This is a genomic window from Ureibacillus thermosphaericus (assembly GCF_002370195.2).
In the GTDB taxonomy this organism is placed as follows: Bacteria; Bacillota; Bacilli; order Bacillales_A; family Planococcaceae; genus Ureibacillus; species Ureibacillus thermosphaericus.
Map to the genome: position 1 here is coordinate 1468947 of NZ_AP018335.1, position 17940 is coordinate 1486886.

At 35.1% G+C, this 17940-nt stretch carries 21 protein-coding genes and 1 other annotated feature; of the genes, 14 read left to right on the forward strand and 7 right to left on the reverse strand.

The genetic code is table 11. The annotated features are described in order from the left end of the window. Positions 1-195: 195 nt before the first annotated feature. On the reverse strand, positions 196-1191 hold the full coding sequence (trpS, locus tag UtA1_RS07005) for a tryptophan--tRNA ligase (RefSeq protein ID WP_016838221.1): 996 nt from the start codon (positions 1189-1191) through the stop codon (positions 196-198). Between the two features lie 56 nt (positions 1192-1247). Next, positions 1248-1460, reverse strand: a binding site (T-box leader). Between the two features lie 434 nt (positions 1461-1894). Here trpS and spxA point away from each other — a divergent pair. The 4 genes from spxA (at position 1895) to pepF (ending at position 6454) form a co-directional block, all read left to right on the forward strand. Next, on the forward strand, positions 1895-2290 hold the full coding sequence (gene spxA, locus UtA1_RS07010) for a transcriptional regulator SpxA (RefSeq protein ID WP_172597913.1): 396 nt from the start codon (positions 1895-1897) through the stop codon (positions 2288-2290). A 393-nt stretch (positions 2291-2683) separates the two neighbouring features. Continuing rightward, positions 2684-3328 (forward strand): adaptor protein MecA, encoded by a 645-nt coding sequence (gene mecA / locus UtA1_RS07015; protein ID WP_016838227.1) that lies wholly within the window; start codon positions 2684-2686, stop codon positions 3326-3328. A 138-nt stretch (positions 3329-3466) separates the two neighbouring features. Beyond that, on the forward strand, positions 3467-4603 hold the full coding sequence (locus UtA1_RS07020) for a competence protein CoiA (RefSeq protein WP_172597849.1): 1137 nt from the start codon (positions 3467-3469) through the stop codon (positions 4601-4603). A 45-nt stretch (positions 4604-4648) separates the two neighbouring features. Then, complete coding sequence (gene pepF, locus UtA1_RS07025; RefSeq protein ID WP_096550517.1) at positions 4649-6454, forward strand: oligoendopeptidase F; 1806 nt, start codon at positions 4649-4651, stop codon at positions 6452-6454. A gap of 579 nt (positions 6455-7033) precedes the next feature. Here the strand turns inward: pepF and UtA1_RS07030 are convergent. The 4 genes from UtA1_RS07030 to UtA1_RS07045 form a co-directional block, all read right to left on the reverse strand. Beyond that, positions 7034-7858 (reverse strand): DsbA family protein, encoded by an 825-nt coding sequence (locus tag UtA1_RS07030; RefSeq protein WP_096550519.1) that lies wholly within the window; start codon positions 7856-7858, stop codon positions 7034-7036. Then, positions 7855-8256, reverse strand: coding sequence for a globin domain-containing protein (locus tag UtA1_RS07035; RefSeq protein ID WP_016838233.1), 402 nt, complete (start codon positions 8254-8256; stop codon positions 7855-7857). Before UtA1_RS07035 ends, UtA1_RS07030 begins: the two co-directional genes overlap by 4 nt. Positions 8257-8419: 163 nt before the next feature. Then, positions 8420-9118: a lytic transglycosylase domain-containing protein gene (locus UtA1_RS07040; RefSeq protein WP_096550520.1), complete on the reverse strand. Its 699-nt coding sequence runs from the start codon at positions 9116-9118 to the stop codon at positions 8420-8422. Next, positions 9119-9709: a CYTH domain-containing protein gene (locus UtA1_RS07045; protein WP_096550521.1), complete on the reverse strand. Its 591-nt coding sequence runs from the start codon at positions 9707-9709 to the stop codon at positions 9119-9121. A gap of 103 nt (positions 9710-9812) precedes the next feature. Between UtA1_RS07045 and UtA1_RS07050 the strand changes: the two genes are divergently transcribed. From UtA1_RS07050 to mgtE, 5 genes are all read left to right on the forward strand, one after another. Next, entirely contained in the window at positions 9813-10199 is a 387-nt protein-coding gene (locus UtA1_RS07050) for a UPF0738 family protein (RefSeq protein ID WP_016838236.1), read from the forward strand. Between the two features lie 36 nt (positions 10200-10235). After that, positions 10236-10901 carry a GTP pyrophosphokinase gene (locus tag UtA1_RS07055; protein WP_096550522.1) on the forward strand — a complete coding sequence of 222 codons (666 nt, stop codon included), beginning with the start codon at positions 10236-10238 and terminating at the stop codon, positions 10899-10901. 1 nt (position 10902) lies between these two features. Then, a complete protein-coding gene (locus UtA1_RS07060; RefSeq protein WP_026019069.1) occupies positions 10903-11694 on the forward strand; it encodes an NAD kinase in 792 nt (263 codons plus the stop codon). Between the two features lie 5 nt (positions 11695-11699). Then, positions 11700-12590 carry an RluA family pseudouridine synthase gene (locus tag UtA1_RS07065; protein ID WP_172597850.1) on the forward strand — a complete coding sequence of 297 codons (891 nt, stop codon included), beginning with the start codon at positions 11700-11702 and terminating at the stop codon, positions 12588-12590. 116 nt (positions 12591-12706) lie between these two features. Further along, the gene (gene mgtE / locus UtA1_RS07070; RefSeq protein WP_016838240.1) at positions 12707-14080 is read left to right on the forward strand and encodes a magnesium transporter; all 1374 of its coding nucleotides are present in this window, start codon (positions 12707-12709) and stop codon (positions 14078-14080) included. A 139-nt stretch (positions 14081-14219) separates the two neighbouring features. Here the strand turns inward: mgtE and UtA1_RS07075 are convergent, their stop codons facing one another. Together UtA1_RS07075 and UtA1_RS07080 are read right to left on the reverse strand one after the other, a co-directional pair. After that, positions 14220-14567 (reverse strand): hypothetical protein, encoded by a 348-nt coding sequence (locus UtA1_RS07075; RefSeq protein ID WP_016838241.1) that lies wholly within the window; start codon positions 14565-14567, stop codon positions 14220-14222. A gap of 231 nt (positions 14568-14798) precedes the next feature. Beyond that, a complete protein-coding gene (locus tag UtA1_RS07080) occupies positions 14799-15314 on the reverse strand; it encodes a CotY/CotZ family spore coat protein (RefSeq protein WP_172597851.1) in 516 nt (171 codons plus the stop codon). Between the two features lie 154 nt (positions 15315-15468). Here UtA1_RS07080 and UtA1_RS07085 point away from each other — a divergent pair, with 154 nt between their 5' ends. The 5 genes from UtA1_RS07085 to UtA1_RS07105 all read left to right on the forward strand — a co-directional run bounded on the left by UtA1_RS07085 (position 15469) and on the right by UtA1_RS07105 (position 17939). After that, positions 15469-15864 (forward strand): YhcN/YlaJ family sporulation lipoprotein, encoded by a 396-nt coding sequence (locus UtA1_RS07085; RefSeq protein ID WP_096550524.1) that lies wholly within the window; start codon positions 15469-15471, stop codon positions 15862-15864. Further along, positions 15864-16319 carry a stage V sporulation protein AC gene (gene spoVAC / locus UtA1_RS07090; protein WP_096550525.1) on the forward strand — a complete coding sequence of 152 codons (456 nt, stop codon included), beginning with the start codon at positions 15864-15866 and terminating at the stop codon, positions 16317-16319. The genes UtA1_RS07085 and spoVAC overlap by 1 nt, the downstream gene beginning before the upstream one ends. After that, positions 16313-17308 carry a stage V sporulation protein AD gene (locus UtA1_RS07095; RefSeq protein ID WP_096550526.1) on the forward strand — a complete coding sequence of 332 codons (996 nt, stop codon included), beginning with the start codon at positions 16313-16315 and terminating at the stop codon, positions 17306-17308. The genes spoVAC and UtA1_RS07095 overlap by 7 nt, the downstream gene beginning before the upstream one ends. 10 nt (positions 17309-17318) lie before the next feature. Then, the gene (spoVAE, locus tag UtA1_RS07100) at positions 17319-17687 is read left to right on the forward strand and encodes a stage V sporulation protein AE (RefSeq protein WP_016838246.1); all 369 of its coding nucleotides are present in this window, start codon (positions 17319-17321) and stop codon (positions 17685-17687) included. A 69-nt stretch (positions 17688-17756) separates the two neighbouring features. Further along, entirely contained in the window at positions 17757-17939 is a 183-nt protein-coding gene (locus UtA1_RS07105) for a YjcZ family sporulation protein (protein WP_096550527.1), read from the forward strand. Position 17940 lies beyond the last annotated feature (1 nt).

A 17940-nucleotide genomic window follows, 5' to 3' on the forward strand; every position in this document is an offset into this window, starting at 1 on the left:
GAGTAGTAAAGGATGGTGGCTTGATATTTCGATTTATGCTGTTTTTATTCAGCTATGGCATTTGCGTTATTTCGGTAAGCAATCTTCTTTTATACTTAAACTATCGGACGCTTGGTTATTCTTGGCGCGCAGTCTTTTTTTATATTTTAGGTTCTCCTGAATTGTATTTAATGATCATATCATTAGTAATATTATTTATCGTGATATTCGACCTATTCCCATCGCGATTTCCATTTTCTTAACGGTTTCGTTTGCAATGGCATTGGCTTTTTCTGCACCTTCATCTAAGATTTTATCTAATTCTTCTGAATCGATAAGTTCGTTGAATCGTTCTTGAATGGGCGTTAAATGTTCAATTAAGCAAGTAGCAACTCCTTCTTTAAAGGCACCGTATCCAAGGCCTTCGTATTTTTTTACAACCTCATCAATGGATTTATTTGTTACTGCTGCTTCAATTGTAAGTAAGTTGGAGATACCCGGTTTCTTTTCTTCGTCGAAAGCGACAACACCATCTGAATCTGTAACGGCTGATTTAATTTTTTTCATGATTTCTTTAGGTGTATCTAATAAGCGAATTGTCGCTTTTGTATTTGGGTCGGACTTGCTCATTTTTTTCGTCGGGTCTTGCAATGACTTAATGCGAGCTCCTGCTTTTGGTAATTGAATTTCTGGAATTTTAAATACTTCACCATATCGTTTATTGAATCGTTCTGCCAAATCACGAGTCAATTCAATATGTTGTTTTTGGTCTTCTCCAACAGGAACGATATCCGTATTATATAATAGGATATCAGCAGCCATTAACGGTGGATAAGTTAATAGACCAACAGAAACGAATTCTTTTCCTTCCTTTGCTGATTTATCTTTAAATTGAGTCATTCTTTCGAGCTCACCAATGGATGAAATACATTGTAACATCCAGCCAGCTTTTGTATGAGCAGGTACTTCCGATTGAATAAATAACGTTGCTTTTTTCGGATCAATGCCCGTTGCAAGATATGTAGCAGCAAGGGTGCGAATGTTTTGTCGCAATTCTTTTGGATCTTGTGGAACGGTAATGGCATGTTGGTCTACTATACAGTAAATGGCATTTCCTTCATCTTGAAGTGCAGGGAATTGCATAAATGCTCCGATATAGTTCCCCAATGTAATAACTCCAGTTGGTTGTACTCCTGAAAAAATAGTCTTCATTAACACTACCTCCTATTTTTATCCATAAAAAAACATCAAACGACCAATACAAATTGTATTGGGACGAATGATGTATATCCGCGGTACCACCCAGTTTGCCTTAAACGGCCACTCTCGATTCTTCGTAACGTGAAGTGTACGAGCTTTACTACTCACTTTCGTAAAGCCAACTCGAAAGTCCATTCCATTTGCTCTGCGATCTGTTTGCACCTACCACAGACTCTCTAAACGCAGAAATCAAATGTACTACTCTTCGTCATCGTTGTTCAATGTATATATTCGGTAAATTATGAGTGAATTATAAAGTAATTCAAAGGAAAAATCAAACGTGAAAAATTTTTCATTTTGGAATGAGATGAAAAAGATTTGGGTAGTATGGTAGTAGGAAAATGTAAGGAAATTTTATTAATAAATATAGAAATTCTCGATTGTCGTTATCTAATTGAGAAAATGAATTGGAAGATAAAGGAGGGGAGAAAATACAACTTTAGTAGGAAATTTTATGTTAATTGTGAAAAAAAGCTAAGATTCACGAATGTTTTTTTAAATTTATCATATGAATATGTGAATTTTTCAATTATCCTATATTCAAAAGAAAAAGAATGTTGTATAATTGATACAGAATTTAAAATGATATTAATTCTAAATAAATAATAAAGCATAGATGCCTTTGATTTATATATAGAAGGGAAGTGTAACAATGATTGTAACATTATTTACATCACCTAGTTGTACATCATGTAGAAAAGCGAAAGCTTGGCTAGAGCAACATGATATTCCATATAGAGAACGAAATATTTTTTCAGAACCGCTAACAATTAGTGAAATTAAAGAAATATTACGAATGACAGAGGATGGAACTGACGAAATTATTTCTACACGCTCTAAAGTATTCCAAAAGTTAAACGTTGATGTGGAGAGTTTACCTTTACAAAAATTATATGAATTAATCCAAGAACATCCAGGATTACTCCGAAGACCAATTATTTTAGATGAGAAGCGTCTGCAAGTTGGTTACAATGAAGATGAAATCCGTCGATTTTTACCTCGAAAAGTACGTGCTTATCAATTAATGGAAGCCCAAAAAATGGTCAATTAATCATATAATGTAGTGAAAAAGTGTAAATTCAGTCAACGTTTGTTTGACTTGTTTACGCTTTTTTTATTGCATTTTTATTATGAATTCCTTCATAAAGAAAATTCATCCTTTTTTCACTTAATACTTGATTTAATTGATATTGTCATCTACAATTTTGAATAATTCAAATAATTTTATTTGAAGGGTGTTTTTCCTTTTCATTTTCTATTAGTTCATCATACAATAGAATCATAGAATGAAACATAAATATTCATTAAGCGTTTTGTTCTGTATACCAAAGGAAGTAAAGGGGAAAGGCACTAAAGAATTGGGGTGTATTTTACTCCGATTCAAACATACTAAGTACACGCTTTCGGTTTTTCAACCAATGACTGTGAAGGGAGTTGAAGTCTCATGGACATCGAACGCGTAAATGAAAATACAATAAAGCTCTTTATCACATATCGTGATATTGAGGATCGCGGTTATAGCCGTGAAGAAATATGGTATAACAGAGCAAAAGGCGAAGAGTTATTTTGGGATATGATTGGTGAAATTAACACAGAAGAATATTTCGATTTAGATGGCCCAATTTGGATACACGTGAATGCTTCAGAACAAGGTTTAGAAGTAATCGTCACACGTGCCAATGTAAATGATTCAGATCCAAGCTCTCTGTTCTCTAATTTTGATGAACATCATGAAGCTACAGTTAACCATAAAGACCCGTTCAATCCCTTCGAAGATGATGATGTGTTAAATCATGAAGGAATTGCGAACATGTCATTATATAAATTCAAGGATATCGACGAAATTATTCCAGTAGCAAATCGATTAGTGGAGTACGGCTTGCACACTTCTTTATATAAATATGAAAATTATTACTATATTGCCATCGATTTTGCTGGTGTGAATGATAGTGCAACTCGTCAAAATATACGCTCGATTTTAAATGAATATTTAACAAGTTCAAAAATGACAATATATCGTTTAAAAGAGTATGGTACAGCGATCATGGAAGAAGATTGCTTGGAAACAATTGTTCATTACTTTAATTAAATGTGCCTAAGTGTAGGCACTTTTTTTATGTTAATATTTTGAATTTCAGTTAATCTCCCCCTTGAAAAATATATCTTTTTGTATGCTCTTGTCAATCCTAAAATTCTACCATAAAATGGTGTGAAAAGGGGGGGTTTTGTGCTTGTAGCAATTACAGAAAATCAAGAACGATTTGTGATTGATTCTACAATTCCTCATACAACATTAAAACGACTTAGAGAAGAAAGACAATTCTATTGCCCACAATGCGGTGAAAAACTCCAATTGAAAATTGGAACCGTTAAAGTGCCTCACTTTGCTCACATTTCAATAAATCATTGCAAGTCTTATTTTTCTGAAGGTGAAACAATACAACATCTCCAAGGAAAAGAACAGCTGTTTCAACTTTTTCGATATCTTCAAGTCCCCGTATTGCTAGAGCCTTATATAGCTGAACTAAAGCAAAAGCCAGATCTGCTAATAAATTTAAATGGATATCAGTATGCCATTGAATTCCAATGTAGTCCAATAAAGCATGAACGATTTCTTGAGCGAAATAACGGTTACAATCAAAAAAATATCCAACCTATTTGGATTCCATTGACTCCTATTCAAAAAATAAAAGGAAATGGCTTACAAAAAATTACCCTTCCTCATCAACTCCAACAATTTATTACTAGCGAAAAGAAAGCAAAATATTTAATGACATATAATCCAAATACAAAGCAATTTTTGTATATATCTAACCTCATTCATTTAAAGGGAATTAGTTATTTATCAAAAATTAGTCCTCTCCCACTATTAAAACAAAAATTCCCATTTTATATACCGAGGCCTTTTACAGAAAAGGAATTTTCCAATGTATTAAATGCATACCGTAATTTTATCAATCAATTTTTAAAATCAAGGGTATTATTTAGCCGAAAAGGTGTAAATGATTTATTTTTGAGAAGTGTTTATGAGCTGCGAATAGACCTTTATCAATTTCCAATATTTTTAGGAATTCCTATTTGCGGAAATGAAGCATTTCATGTATGTGCAATAGAATGGCAAACTGAACTAATGTATTTTATTCATTTATTGGGAATTAAGGTACATGCAATCAATCAAAAAGTAATAATTGACTTTTTACGATGGTCAAAGCGGGTATGTACGAGTGAGGCTATTCAAGTTGTTAATCGATATGTAGAACTTCTCAAAGATTTGTCTGTGGAAGATATGATGAGCACAGTGAAAAAAGAACAATTAGAGGAATTGCTATATAGGCAATTTCTTGCAACAAGAGGAAAATATTGAGAAAATAGGATTGTGAAAAAAATTTATCATTACGGGGGCATTGACATGGCAAAAAAATTATTAACACGTGATGAAGTGCCTGTCGAATTGACTTGGGATTTATCAACAATTTTCCCTTCAGACGAGGCATGGGAGGAAGAATTTAAACAGATTGAGCAATTAATTTCAGAAGCAGAAAAGTATAAAGGGAAAGCAACAGAAAGCGCAAAAAGTTTATATGAAACATTGCAATTTAGCGACAAAATTTCTGAGCGCTTCGGGAAATTATACGTATATAGTCATTTGAAACACGATGAAGATACGACGAAAAGCAAATATCAAGGGATGGAAAGCCGTGCACGTTCTCTAGGAGCAAAGATTAATGCGGCATGGTCTTTCTTAACTCCTGAAATTTTAACTTTATCGGAAGAACAAATACAACAATATTTAGAAGAATACGAACCGTTGCGTCTATATGAGCAAATGTTTAAAGAATTAAATTTACAGCGTCCACATGTATTATCGGCCGATAAAGAAGCTATATTAGCACAATTTTCAGAAGTGACAAGCTCTCCGGGTACTACTTTCAGCGCTTTGAATAATGCAGATTTAGAGTTTCCAACTATCAAGAATGAAGATGGCGAAGAAGTACAACTGACTCATGGAAACTACATCACATTTTTAGAAAGTGAAGATCGTGAAGTAAGAAAAAATGCTTTTAAAGCGATGTATGATACGTACGGCAAGTATATTAATACTTTTGCTTCCACATTAGCAGGCAACGTAAAATCACATAATGTTTATGCAAGAATCCGGAACTACGATTCTGCTCGTCATCGCGCATTAGCAGGCAACCATATACCTGAAAAGGTCTATGATCAATTAATTGAAACGATACACGAATACTTACCAGCACTTCACCGCTATGTATCATTGCGTAAAAAAGTGCTCGATGTGGATGAATTGCACATGTATGATTTATTCGTACCTCTTGTGAAAAAAGTGAAAATGGATATGCCTTATGAAAAAGCAAAAGATATTATGGTGAAAAGCTTTGCTCCATTAGGGGAAGAATATCAAACTATCGTCCAAGAAGGATTAAATAGCCGCTGGGTAGATGTAATGGAGAATAAAGGAAAACGAAGCGGAGCATATTCTTCAGGGACATACGGCACGAATCCGTACGTATTAATGAACTGGCAAAATAATATTGATAATTTATTTACGTTAGCCCATGAATTTGGACATAGTATGCATAGTTACTATACTCGGAAAAATCAACCGTATCCTTATGCGGATTACTCCATTTTCGTGGCGGAAGTGGCTTCTACATGTAACGAGGAGCTTTTATTCGATTATTTATTAAAAACGACGGAAGATAAACAAGTGAAAGTTTACTTGCTCAATCATTGGCTCGATAGTTTCAGAAGTACGGTTTATCGCCAAACAATGTTTGCTGAATTTGAACATATGATTCATGAAATGGATCGAAATGGTGAGGCGCTTACTGCTGAACATCTTACAGAAATTTATTATGATTTAAATAAACAATATTTCGGCGATGAAATGACGGTAGATGAAGAAATTGGCTTAGAATGGGCGAGAATACCACACTTCTATTACAATTACTATGTATATCAATATGCAACAGGACAAAGTGCAGCAGTTGCTTTAAGCCGTCAAATTTTAGAAGAAGGACGTCCTGCAGTAGATCGCTATATTAACAACTTCTTAAAAGCGGGATGTTCTGATTTCCCAATTGAAGTATTGCGAAAAGCTGGTGTAGATATGGAATCAAGAGAACCAATCGCTCAAGCTTGCAAAGTATTTGAAGAAAAACTCAATCAATTAGAATCACTGTTATTGAAATAGTGAATTACTGTATAACTCATACGGTAAAATACACATTAAAGTTAGTAAAAAAGCTTCAAAAGAGTTAATAAAATCTCTTTTGAAGCTTTTTTTTCTTGAAATAAAAGTTTTTAATGTATAATTTTTTTTGACGATTTTATTTAGAGAATGTGAACGTTTTTTGAAGTACATATATAGCTTTTACAATCTTGATTGTTCCTAATTTTTCAATAATTTTTACAAGTTTCATGAAAGTGTTTACATTATGTCGAATTTGTGAAATTCCATTAAACTTTATTGCACAAATTATTATTCCATGATAAATTAAAAACGTGAAATAAATCACATATCAAACATACACCCCTTTGTTTGAACGTGAACATTTCTCCCATCCCCTTTGTGTAAGGAGGCATTTGCTGCAGCAAATGCCTCTTTTACTTTCTTTTCATCAATGATACATTCGCACCATAAGAACTCTAATAGAACTTTCTCGTTTAACAACATAGCTTTGGTTAAAAAAATGTAGACATGCTATATCATGTCTACATTCAGAAAAGCATCTAGATATTCTATCATTATCAAAAATTTAATCCACAATTACTAGAGTGAAAAAGAAGATGATTTTAAACGCCATAATGTAACAGCGTCATTTGAAACACGTTCGATTTTTTGTTGTAACATCCGTTTTTTCAATTCTCTTTCCGCATCGCTCATGGATATCGAATAGATGCTTGCCACTTCATCGGTTGTTAAGTATTGAAAACGTTGGAATAACTCTTCGAATGTTGGTAACGGTTTACTGATGATTTCTTCATCCAACATTTCCTGCAATATTTGAACGTATATTTCATAGGAATACATTCCACTTACTTTTAGACCTTCATCTTCAATGCATTCATTAAAGAATACAATGCTCGGCACTTCATCAACTTCCATTTCACGAGTGATATATAAATCACATTGAAAAGCACGCACCGCTTCTTTTGATCCGAAATCTTTAATAAATTCCTCTTGGTCTAATGTTGCTTCCTTCGCAATTTCTACTAAAGCTGAATAGGAATGAACATTTTTAGTTCCCAACAATGCATGTTCCTGCAATTTTCGAATATAACGATTTGCTGCTTTTTTACCTTGTAATTCTGCTGCTTTAATGGCAAGTGAGGGTAAGGCAGGATGAGTAATATCCACATCAGTACCTGTTAAGCACCCTTTGATACGTCTAGTAACACAGTTTAAAGTTTGTAATTCTGTGCTCAGTACGTATCGCCAAGTGAAATAATGCTCGTATTCCAATTGTAGCTTTTTTAACATTGACTGTAATTTAAAGGCATTTGGACAAAGCGGGTCAATAAAAATATAAAGTTCAATTGGTTTTGTCCTCTTCGTGGATGCGACAGGTTCTGACAGTAGCTGGATATTATTCAATCTAATCCCCCCTCATCCTCACTCGGAGTATTAATCATATGATGCGCTGTTAAAACAAGACGTTGGAAATATTGTTCGCGAAATGGGCCTTCAAGTCCTACTTCATCCATCGCTTCACTCATACATTCCAGCCAAGCTTGAGCATGGTCTGGAGTGATTTTAAAGCGCATATGTCTTGCTCTCATCATCGGATGACCATGTTCTTGAGTATATAAATTCGGACCACCTAAATATTGCGTTTGGAATTGTATTTGTTTGCGAATTGTTTCTTTTAAATCTTCTGGAAACAATGGACGGAGTAATGGATGGACATCAACTCGTTTATAAAATGCATGAATAAGCTTTTCTAACTTTTCAGCACCAATTTCCTCATAAGGAACCATATACTTTCGATTCATAGGTGTAAACTCCTTTTATACTCTTTTCCCGCATGTACGAATTGTGATCGACTATGAAAACCTTGATTCGTTATATTTCATTCTATCAACGACTCACCGTTTTCTCAAACAAATCGCTTTCAGCAAGTGTTGATAATTGAGGGGAAATATAGAAATTATCCAACTACATTGTTCGATAATAATTTAACACTTTCTTAACATAGTTTTGAGTTTCTTTAAATGGAGGAATGCCTCCATATTTTTTTACATTACCAGGTCCTGCATTATATGCAGCTAAAGCCAGTTCCAAGTCATTATCAAATTGATCGAGCATTTGACGCAAATATTTTGTACCACCCATGATGTTTTGTTCAGGGTCTTTCGTATTCGTTACACCTAAATATTTTGCGGTACCTGGCATCAATTGCATAAGCCCGGTAGCCCCAGCTGAGCTTACTGCATTTGGATTAAAGTTCGATTCTTGTTTTATAACTGCCATAATTAATTTTTCAGGAATACCGTATTTGGCAGATGCTCTTTGAATCATTTCACGATAATCTCCGTGCGTTGCTGAATCGATATTTGCTTCTGATTCGGAAGCGTTAGATTGAGAATAGGATGTTGTTATGTACGGATTTGGGCTAGATAATATGAATTTTGAAATATAATCTTTTGCATCATCATTTAGTCCGTTTTTATAAGAAAAGTTTTCAATCGCTTCAAGTAGGGCTTTTTCTGGATTATCGCTATTTTGGGTAGTAGCCAATATTTCTTCTAGCATTTCTGCAAATAAACCTTCCTCAGTCGTTGCATTGATAGAAGAGCTATTTAGGGAACGCAATGCGTCAATTTCTAATATGGTTTTCATCATTGTTGCATCCATTTACTGTACTCCTTTCTCTTGGACAGCTTTCATAAATCGGGCGATTTTTTTGTCAGCTATTTGTATATCGATATTTCGTTCTTGTAAAAAAGATAAAAACCGTTTCTCCCCTACTGTCGGGTTATTTGTTTCATATTCTACCTCATAATCATCGCAGTGCAAATAGAAGGAATGGTCAAAAACAAGAATCCCCCCCTCATATGGCACCTCAGCCCGATCTGTTGTCAATGTTCCAAAGGGGCGTAAATCTTCAATAGGCACTTGCAATCGCAGTAATCTTTCCTTGACAGAAGGTGCCCAAAATCCCTTGCCAGAAAGCATATCATCCCTTTGTTGTTGTGTTAATATGTCCGTTGTTTCAAGATGAATATGTTTTGCCGTTTTCTCTTTTAAAGTACAAAAATATTTTCCTTTTTGTTCTCGAATGCGTAGAGCACTGGAAAATTTCCTCAAGTGCCAATTTTCTGTATCAAAATAGTGATTAACTTGTCGAACGATTTGATGTTTTTGAATGTTGAACTCTGTTAATAATTGTTCATATTGTTCTTTTGTTAACATGTTTTTAAATTCAATTTCATACTGTTGACTCATGACTTGATCCCTTTCATTTATGCATTTTATTGAACCTTTTTATCGAAAATAGTTCCTGCTATGTTAAAATATGAGGAGAAATGGTAGGAAGGGATTGTTATAAATGCGCAACGTTTATGTCGTTGATGATTATCGTTTTGAAAATGATGAACTTTATTTTAGTTTAAACAAAAATCACTCCAAAATACAAATTCAGCCGGCAGGACAAGTGTTAACGGATTCTGACGAGCTTGCTTTTATTTATGTCGTTGAAGAAGACAACGAATATAGTTATTTACAATTTCCTAAAAAAGTGTGGCATGCATTAGTAGAAATGATAAAAAAGAAGAAAGATCCGATATTAATTTTAGATAATGAATCCATACTATTACATAATTTTTCGAATGAATTAGAAATGCTCATATATAACATTGAAGGAAATGGCAATTACGGTGATGAATTTGTACAAGCAGTAGAAGAAACTTTTCGTGAAATATTAGAAGCACAATAATTGATTGAGTTTTTGTAGCGTATTGGGGGGATTTTTATGGGGCAATGGGAACGCTTCCTAGGACCTTATAAACAAGCAGTCGATGAACTAAAAGTGAAATTTAGAGGGATGAGATCTCAGTTTTCTGCAGAAGGCACAACTTCACCCATTGAATTTGTTACTGGTCGAGTGAAACCATTAGCAAGTATATATGATAAAAGTTTTGAAAAAGGAATTCCCTTTGAACCTTCAGAACAATTAGCAAGGGAGTTGCAAGACATCGCTGGTATTCGCATTATGTGTCAATTTGTTGATGATATCACAACGGTTGTTAATTTAATTCGCCAGCGAGATGACCTGAAAGTAATTGAAGAAAAAGATTATATTACTCATAAAAAACCAAGTGGTTATCGTTCATATCATATGATTGCAGAGTATCCAGTGGAAACGGTCAGTGGGAAAAAGACGGTATTAGTAGAAATACAAATACGTACGTTAGCCATGAATTTTTGGGCTTCAATTGAACATTCTTTAAATTATAAATATAAGGGCGATTTTCCTGAAGAAATTAAATTACGCCTAAAACGTGCGGCTGAGGCAGCATTCCAACTAGATGAAGAAATGTCATCAATCCGTTATGAAATACAAGAAGCACAGGCGTATTTTAGTGAAAATAAGGAAGCTCAAAATCCAAAGATCCGAGAGGAAAGGGAGCGTGAATAATTTGAAGTTTTCTATTCAATCACGCAATGATTCTCAATCAAATGAATTGAAGGAACTTGCAAAAAATTACTTACAGGATTTCGGATTAATATTGGATGAAGTAGAACCGGATATTGTCATTTCCATTGGCGGAGATGGTACTCTTTTGCATGCTTTCCACAACCATGTGAAAAGATTGGATAAAGTGGCTTTTGTAGGGATTCATACTGGGCATTTAGGATTTTACGCAGATTGGAAACCTTCTGAATTGGAAAAGTTAGTATTATGTATTGCGAAAAATCAATATAAGGTTGTTGAATATCCATTATTGGAAGTAAATGTGTGCAATCATACAGAAATCAGTACTTATCTTGCACTCAATGAGGCAACGATTAAATCGCCCAATGTAACGTTAGTGATGGATGTGTTTCTAAATGATCGCCATTTTGAACGTTTCCGCGGTGATGGTTTATGTATTTCAACCCCATCAGGAAGTACAGCGTATAATAAAGCATTAGGCGGCGCAATCATTCATCCTACATTGCAAGCGATTCAAGTGACGGAAATGGCATCAATCAATAACCGCGTTTTCCGTACAATCGGATCCTCCCTAGTGTTACCAGCCCATCATACATGTAAATTAAAACCGGTCAAAAACCAAACGTTCACAATGACAATTGACCATCTGCAATTGGACCACAATGAATTGGATTATGTCATTTTCAAAGTGGCAAAAGAGAAAGTGCGATTTGCAAGATTCCGTCCGTTTCCATTTTGGGAAAGGGTTCATGATTCCTTTATTGCAAGTGAGTGATTCAAATGCCATTTAAACTGCAGTTTCAAGCAATGGAAGATGGACAATTATTAAGAGAAGCGATTTTAAAACAAGATATTTCGAGCAGGGCATTAACGGCAATCAAATTTCGCGGTGGCAAAATTTTAGTGAACGGTGAAGAACAAAATGTTCGCCACATCCTTTCGAAAGGGGATGAAATTACAATCATTTTCCCTGAAGAACAGGCGAGCGAGCATCTAAAACCAGAGTATGGAGAATTAAATATTGTTTATGAAGATGATGCATTGTTAATTATTGATAAACCGCCTATTATTAATACCATTCCTTCAAGGGAACATCCGACGGGAAGTATCGCTAATTTTGTTTATGGATATTTTTTGGAACAAGGAATTGATTCCACCGTCCATGTTGTGACTAGATTAGATCGTGATACTACAGGGCTTGTTTGTATTGCAAAACATCGGCATATTCATCACTTAATGAGTATGCAATTGCAAAAGGGTCAAATCATAAAAGAATATGAAGCCATTGTACATGGACATGTTTCAAAGGATCTTTCCATTATTCTCCCAATAGGCAGGAAAGATTCAAGTATAATCGAACGGGAAGTAAGAGAAGATGGACAATATGCACATACCGATGTGAAAGTAATAAACCGCTTCATTTATCAAAATGAGCCGCTTTCACATGTTCGTCTACGATTACATACTGGAAGAACCCATCAAATTCGTGTTCATATGTCGCATATCGGGCATCCGCTTGTAGGCGACGAATTATATGGAGGAAGTAAACATATATTAAATCGTCAAGCCCTTCATTGCGTATACTTGGAAATGATTCATCCGTTATTGAAGAAAAAAATTATTTTTTCTAGTGAACTAGTTGAATCCATGAAAAAAATAATCCATAATTAGATGTTCGAGTTATTCGAGCATCTTTTTTTCTGTAAATACACAAAAATATTCATAAAAATTTTATTGTCGAGATTAAAAATGCAACCTATCATTTAGGTTGAGAGGAGGGAGACAAAATGATCGAAGAAAAAGATGAAAAACGGGATGTTTCTTATGATGAGGAGCAGCTGTTCCAAAATTTAATTGAAGAAAATATTGATGAATTCCGGAAGCATTTTTTATCACTTCATGCGTATGAGCGGGCGAAATTTTATGTTAAGGTTGGACCAGACATACGTAGGACAATGTATCATTTTTTGTCTCCCGAAGAAATGGCGGAAATTTATGAAGCCATTGAATTGGACGATGAAGAAGTTGAACACTTTATTAAAGAAATGGACCCCACATATGCGGCAAAAATGTTGTCTTACATGTATACCGATGATGTGGTGGATGTATTAAATGAATTAGATCAAGATGATCGAAATAGTTTTCTTGAATTGATGGATGAAGAAACGAAAGAAGAAATTACAGAGTTGCTGGGGTATGAAGAATATACAGCCGGTTCCATCATGACGACGGAATATGTATCAATTCAAGAAAATTCAACGGTACGTTCGGCGATGAATGTGCTTCGTCAAGAGGCACCTGATGCAGAAACAATTTATTATGTGTTCGTTGTCGATGAATCTCATCGTTTAACAGGAGTTTTATCGCTAAGAGACTTAATTGTTGCAGATGAAGATGCATTTATTCGAGATATCATGAGTGATCGGGTTGTTTATGCAAAGGTCACAGATGATCAAGAAAAAATTGCCCAAATCTTTAAAGATTACAATTTCCTTGCTTTTCCTGTTGTTGATGACAATCTCGTATTGCAAGGGATTATTACTGTAGACGATATTATTGATGTCATTGATGAAGAAGCGAGCGACGACTATTCAAAATTAGCCGGTATTTCCGATATTGATGATATTGCTTCAAGTCCATTCAAAGCTGCAAAACAACGATTACCTTGGCTAGTAATGTTGCTATTTTTAGGAATGATTACAGCGACATTAATGGGCCAGTTTGAAGAGACACTTGAAAAAGTTGCGTTGCTAGCTTTATTTATTCCTCTCATTTCTGGAACTAGCGGAAATAGTGGTACGCAAGCTCTAGCTGTCGTTGTTCGAGGAATTGCAACGGGAGAAATTGATGAAAAAAGCAAACTAAAAATGATTTTTCGTGAAATGGGTACCGGATTAATCACAGGGATTGTTTGTGGTTTGATTGTAGTAGGAGTTGTGTTTGTTTGGAAGCAATCCTTATTAATCGGGTTGCTTGTTGGGACAGCCATCTGTTGTTCGATTTTTGTAGCAACGATTGCTGGCTCCTTTATTCCGTTGTTGATTCATAAATTAGGCATCGACCCAGCAGTCGCATCAGGGCCGTTTATTACGACTTTAAATGATATTACAAGTATTTTAATTTATTTAGGATTGGCAACGTTATTGTTAGGACAGTTGTAAACTTTCATAAAAAAATGGAAAGAAAAAATCTGCTTTTAAATGGAAGAGCAGATTTTTTCTTTTTTTAATGAAAAATTATCGGGGGAGTGGACGAAACTAAATATTGAAAATTATAGAAGGCAAATTGCCTACAACAAAATTATTTAAATGCTTTTTTGGATGACACGGTAATTGTTTCGATATCGTTGGCATTAATGGTTTTCAAGTCGTCTTGTGTACGGATTTTAATCAAAATGCCATCTAACCCTTCAATGATTCCTGTAATTTTTTCACCATTGTTTAAATGGAAAATTAAGTGACGATTTTTACGGTTGATGGGTTGTGAAAAATAATGCAATTGCCTTGCAATAACGGAATTTTTAATTCGCTCTCTACGCGTAATTTCATAAACAGAAGTACTTTCTTCAAGAGACGCTTCTTCCGTGTCTTCATCAACTTCGATGTAATAAAAAGGAGGGGTTTGAATAAATAGTAATGGTTCTTCCACTGATGCACATCCTTTTTTTCATAAAATATGCAACTCATTTTATTTCGTGACAATTGTCTAGCTTCAGCAGTTTCAATTGCATTTTAAGACGATTTTCTTGTACTGGATTATCACTAGAATTCAGCTCAATTAATACCTATAAGAGATTCAAGAAGATTTTCAAGAGTAAATCAATAAAAGTAAATAAAAAGAAGGAGCAAGCTGCCCCTTCCTCTTGGTGGATGTTATTCCTTACTTGTTAATGTGTAAATTTACGTCAGCAATGCATTGAATTCCAGCAAAACGTGATAGATCAACTGTTACGCAAGTATCTGTTTTCTTGAAGTGGTAGCAATCCATCATTGCTCCAGCATCTAATGTCTCTCCATCTACTGCTGATATTGGTTCATATGCTTCGCTTGTTGGAGCAATTGCTCTAAGTGTAGCACAGCAATCACCGAACATATCTTCCACTCTGAAGAATGGCGTTTTGTACCAACCATATTCTTTATCGCAGAACATTACTTTAAATGGAGAACCATCTTCTGTTAGTAACATAAATACCCGAGTATCTGCATGGTTGCGACGATTTTTATTGTTAATTCCCCCAAGAGGTTCTAAGAAGCAACTTGTTCCACAAGTATCATCATCATCTTTCACTACATGATTTTGAAGTTCTAATATTGTTTCTACTACTTCGCAAATGCATCCTTCATGACGACGACCATGATGAGATGAACTCTCAAAATGCTTTCTTCCACAACCCATTATCATGTCACCTCACTTAATTTTGTTCAATCTACAATATGTAAAAGTGCGATTGAAATAAGGGCGATTGTCTATGGGCATAACAATTAGGTCATTTTTCTTGAATAGTTTTTTTTATGAAAACGCATAATGACATTAAAAAGGGGGATGGAACTTGAAAAAATTGGTACTTCCTATTTTTCTTTCGATTTTATTAGTGGGATGCAATGATGAAAAAACACTTGAAGTAAATAATGCAAATGGTGAAGAAGTGAAAGAAGTTGCTGCAATTATTAAAAATGAAGATGAAATAAACAGCGGAAGAGCCATTTTTGTGGAAGACCAATTGTTGGTTGCTATTCAAGCAAAACCTTGGTTGGATTATAAAAAAACAAAAATTGAAAAAAATTTAAAAAAGAAGCTGGAAGAGATCTTGCCTGAATACGACATCACTGTTTCCTCGGATTACAAACTTTATTGGGAAGCGCAAAAACTTTTGAAAGAAGAAGACAGCGAAAAGGTGAAGGAGAAATTGGAAAAGCTAAAAAAATTGAAAAAGGAGGAAACGTAATGAATCAGGAACAATTTGAAAAGATTGAGCAGGAAATTACCCCTCCAACGCCCTATGTGAAAAACGTGTTAAAAGCATTTTTAGTTGGCGGCCTTATATGTACAATTGGACATGCTATTACCTACTTTTACATTATCTTTTTTGATTTTACAGAAAAAACGGTTGGGAACCCGACAGCTGCGACAATTATTTTCATTTCCATGTTATTGACTGGTTTTGGCTTATATAAAAAAATCGGTCAATTTGCAGGAGCTGGAAGTGCTGTTCCAGTTTCAGGATTTGGGAACGCAGTCATCTCAGCAGCAATTGAACACCGAACAGAAGGATTTGTGCTTGGAGTGGGAGGCAATATGTTTAAATTAGCTGGTTCGGTTATATTATTTGGCGTTTCTTCAGCTTTTGTTGTCTCCCTCATTAAATTAATTCTTGTAACAATGGGTGTTATCGAATGGTAATCATATTTCAGAGCAAACCGTCTATCATCGCAAGCGCAGCTGTCGCAGGGCCTTTGGAAAGAAAGAGTGTTTTTTATTCTTATTTCGATTCTGTAGTAGAGGATGAACGATGGCATCAAGCCACGAATGAGCAGGGTAATGCAAAGATGATTCAAGAAGCTTGCCAAATTATACTAAAGAAAGCGAATTTAAATAATTTGGATATCGATTTCTTTTTAGCGGGTGATTTGGTGAATCAAATGACGCCAACGAATTTTGCAGCAAAAGAAATAGCTGCATCTTTTATAGGTTTATTTTCAGCATGTGCAACATCGGTTTCATCGGTCATTATTGCTTGTTTGCTGACAGAATTAGGAGCATCAAAATACGCTATTGCAGGTGCTTCCAGCCAACATAATTCAACTGAAAGACAATTCCGTTATCCTATTTATTACGGTGCTCAAAAACCAGCGACTGCCCAATGGACTGTGACGGCAGCAGGCTTTACTTTAATTGGGAAACATAATCCGAAAAACCCTTCAATTGTAGCTGCGACTGTTGGAAAAGTTGTAGATTATGGACAAACGAATCCGTTTCATATGGGAGCTGCAATGGCGCCTGCTGCATATGACACCATTACCAAACATCTAGAAAAACGGAAACAAACAATAAAAGACTATGATGTCATCATGACAGGAGATTTAGGGAAAATCGGATTAGAAATATTAAAAAGAATGTTTGTTGAAACAGGTGCAACCCAGGAAGAATTAAATATCTTCCGCGATGCCGGGGCAGAATTTTACGGAGAAGATAAATCCTTTTTAGCTGGGGCTAGTGGAGCTGGATGTTCTGCTTCAGTATATTTCAGTTATATACTTCAGCAATTAAAAGATGGGCGTTATAAACGAGTATTGCTTGTAGCGACAGGTTCTCTTCTCTCCCCACTAACTTTCCAACAAGGGGAGACAATTCCTTGTACTGCCCATGCAATCGAAGTGACGATGGAGTGAGGGCATAAAGATGATATTCATTGACTTTTTACTTGCATTTATTGTAGGCGGATTGATTTGTGCTATAGGTCAGTTATTAATGGATGTCGGAAAAATGACACCAGGAAAAACTTTATCTATTCTAGTTGTTGCGGGTTCAATTATTTCTGGATTAGGATGGTATCAACCTTTAATCGACTTAGCGGGTGCTGGAGCGACAATACCCATTACATCTTTTGGACATTCATTAACCCAAGGAGCAATTGCAGAAGCCGAAAAACATGGCTGGGTAGGCGTATTAACTGGAATGTTTGAAGTAACAAGTTCAGGTATTAGTTCTGCCATTGTTTTCGGGTTTATTGCAGCGTTAATTTTTAAGCCGAAAGGAAAAGTCAACTAGACGATTACCCCTCCTTAACGTTGTAGCTATGCATACACTACGACTGTATAGAAAGGAGGGGGATTTTTTATGTGGAATAAATGTGGATGCCAACAACAATATCAACAAATTATGCCAGCCTATGACTATTGTGCACCCTCATATGTAAGTCCTGCATATTATAAAAGTAAATGTAAATACAACGGTAACATGTTTGTACTACTCGTTGTATTATTCATCTTATTAATAATTGTAGGAGCATGTAAGTGGTAAG

Bases quoted from the DNA above. Each gene is read 5' to 3' on its own strand.
- trpS (WP_016838221.1), bottom strand. From the start codon at position 1,191: ATGAAGACTATTTTTTCAGGAGTACAACCAACTGGAGTTATTACATTG.
- mecA (WP_016838227.1), top strand. From the start codon at position 2,684: ATGGACATCGAACGCGTAAATGAAAATACAATAAAGCTCTTTATCACA.
- pepF (WP_096550517.1), top strand. From the start codon at position 4,649: ATGGCAAAAAAATTATTAACACGTGATGAAGTGCCTGTCGAATTGACT.
- UtA1_RS07035 (WP_016838233.1), bottom strand. From the start codon at position 8,256: ATGAATCGAAAGTATATGGTTCCTTATGAGGAAATTGGTGCTGAAAAG.
- UtA1_RS07040 (WP_096550520.1), bottom strand. From the start codon at position 9,118: ATGGATGCAACAATGATGAAAACCATATTAGAAATTGACGCATTGCGT.
- UtA1_RS07045 (WP_096550521.1), bottom strand. From the start codon at position 9,709: ATGAGTCAACAGTATGAAATTGAATTTAAAAACATGTTAACAAAAGAA.
- UtA1_RS07050 (WP_016838236.1), top strand. From the start codon at position 9,813: ATGCGCAACGTTTATGTCGTTGATGATTATCGTTTTGAAAATGATGAA.
- UtA1_RS07055 (WP_096550522.1), top strand. From the start codon at position 10,236: ATGGGGCAATGGGAACGCTTCCTAGGACCTTATAAACAAGCAGTCGAT.
- UtA1_RS07065 (WP_172597850.1), top strand. From the start codon at position 11,700: ATGCCATTTAAACTGCAGTTTCAAGCAATGGAAGATGGACAATTATTA.
- mgtE (WP_016838240.1), top strand. From the start codon at position 12,707: ATGATCGAAGAAAAAGATGAAAAACGGGATGTTTCTTATGATGAGGAG.
- UtA1_RS07080 (WP_172597851.1), bottom strand. From the start codon at position 15,314: ATGGGTTGTGGAAGAAAGCATTTTGAGAGTTCATCTCATCATGGTCGT.
- spoVAC (WP_096550525.1), top strand. From the start codon at position 15,864: ATGAATCAGGAACAATTTGAAAAGATTGAGCAGGAAATTACCCCTCCA.
- UtA1_RS07095 (WP_096550526.1), top strand. From the start codon at position 16,313: ATGGTAATCATATTTCAGAGCAAACCGTCTATCATCGCAAGCGCAGCT.
- spoVAE (WP_016838246.1), top strand. From the start codon at position 17,319: ATGATATTCATTGACTTTTTACTTGCATTTATTGTAGGCGGATTGATT.
- UtA1_RS07105 (WP_096550527.1), top strand. From the start codon at position 17,757: ATGTGGAATAAATGTGGATGCCAACAACAATATCAACAAATTATGCCA.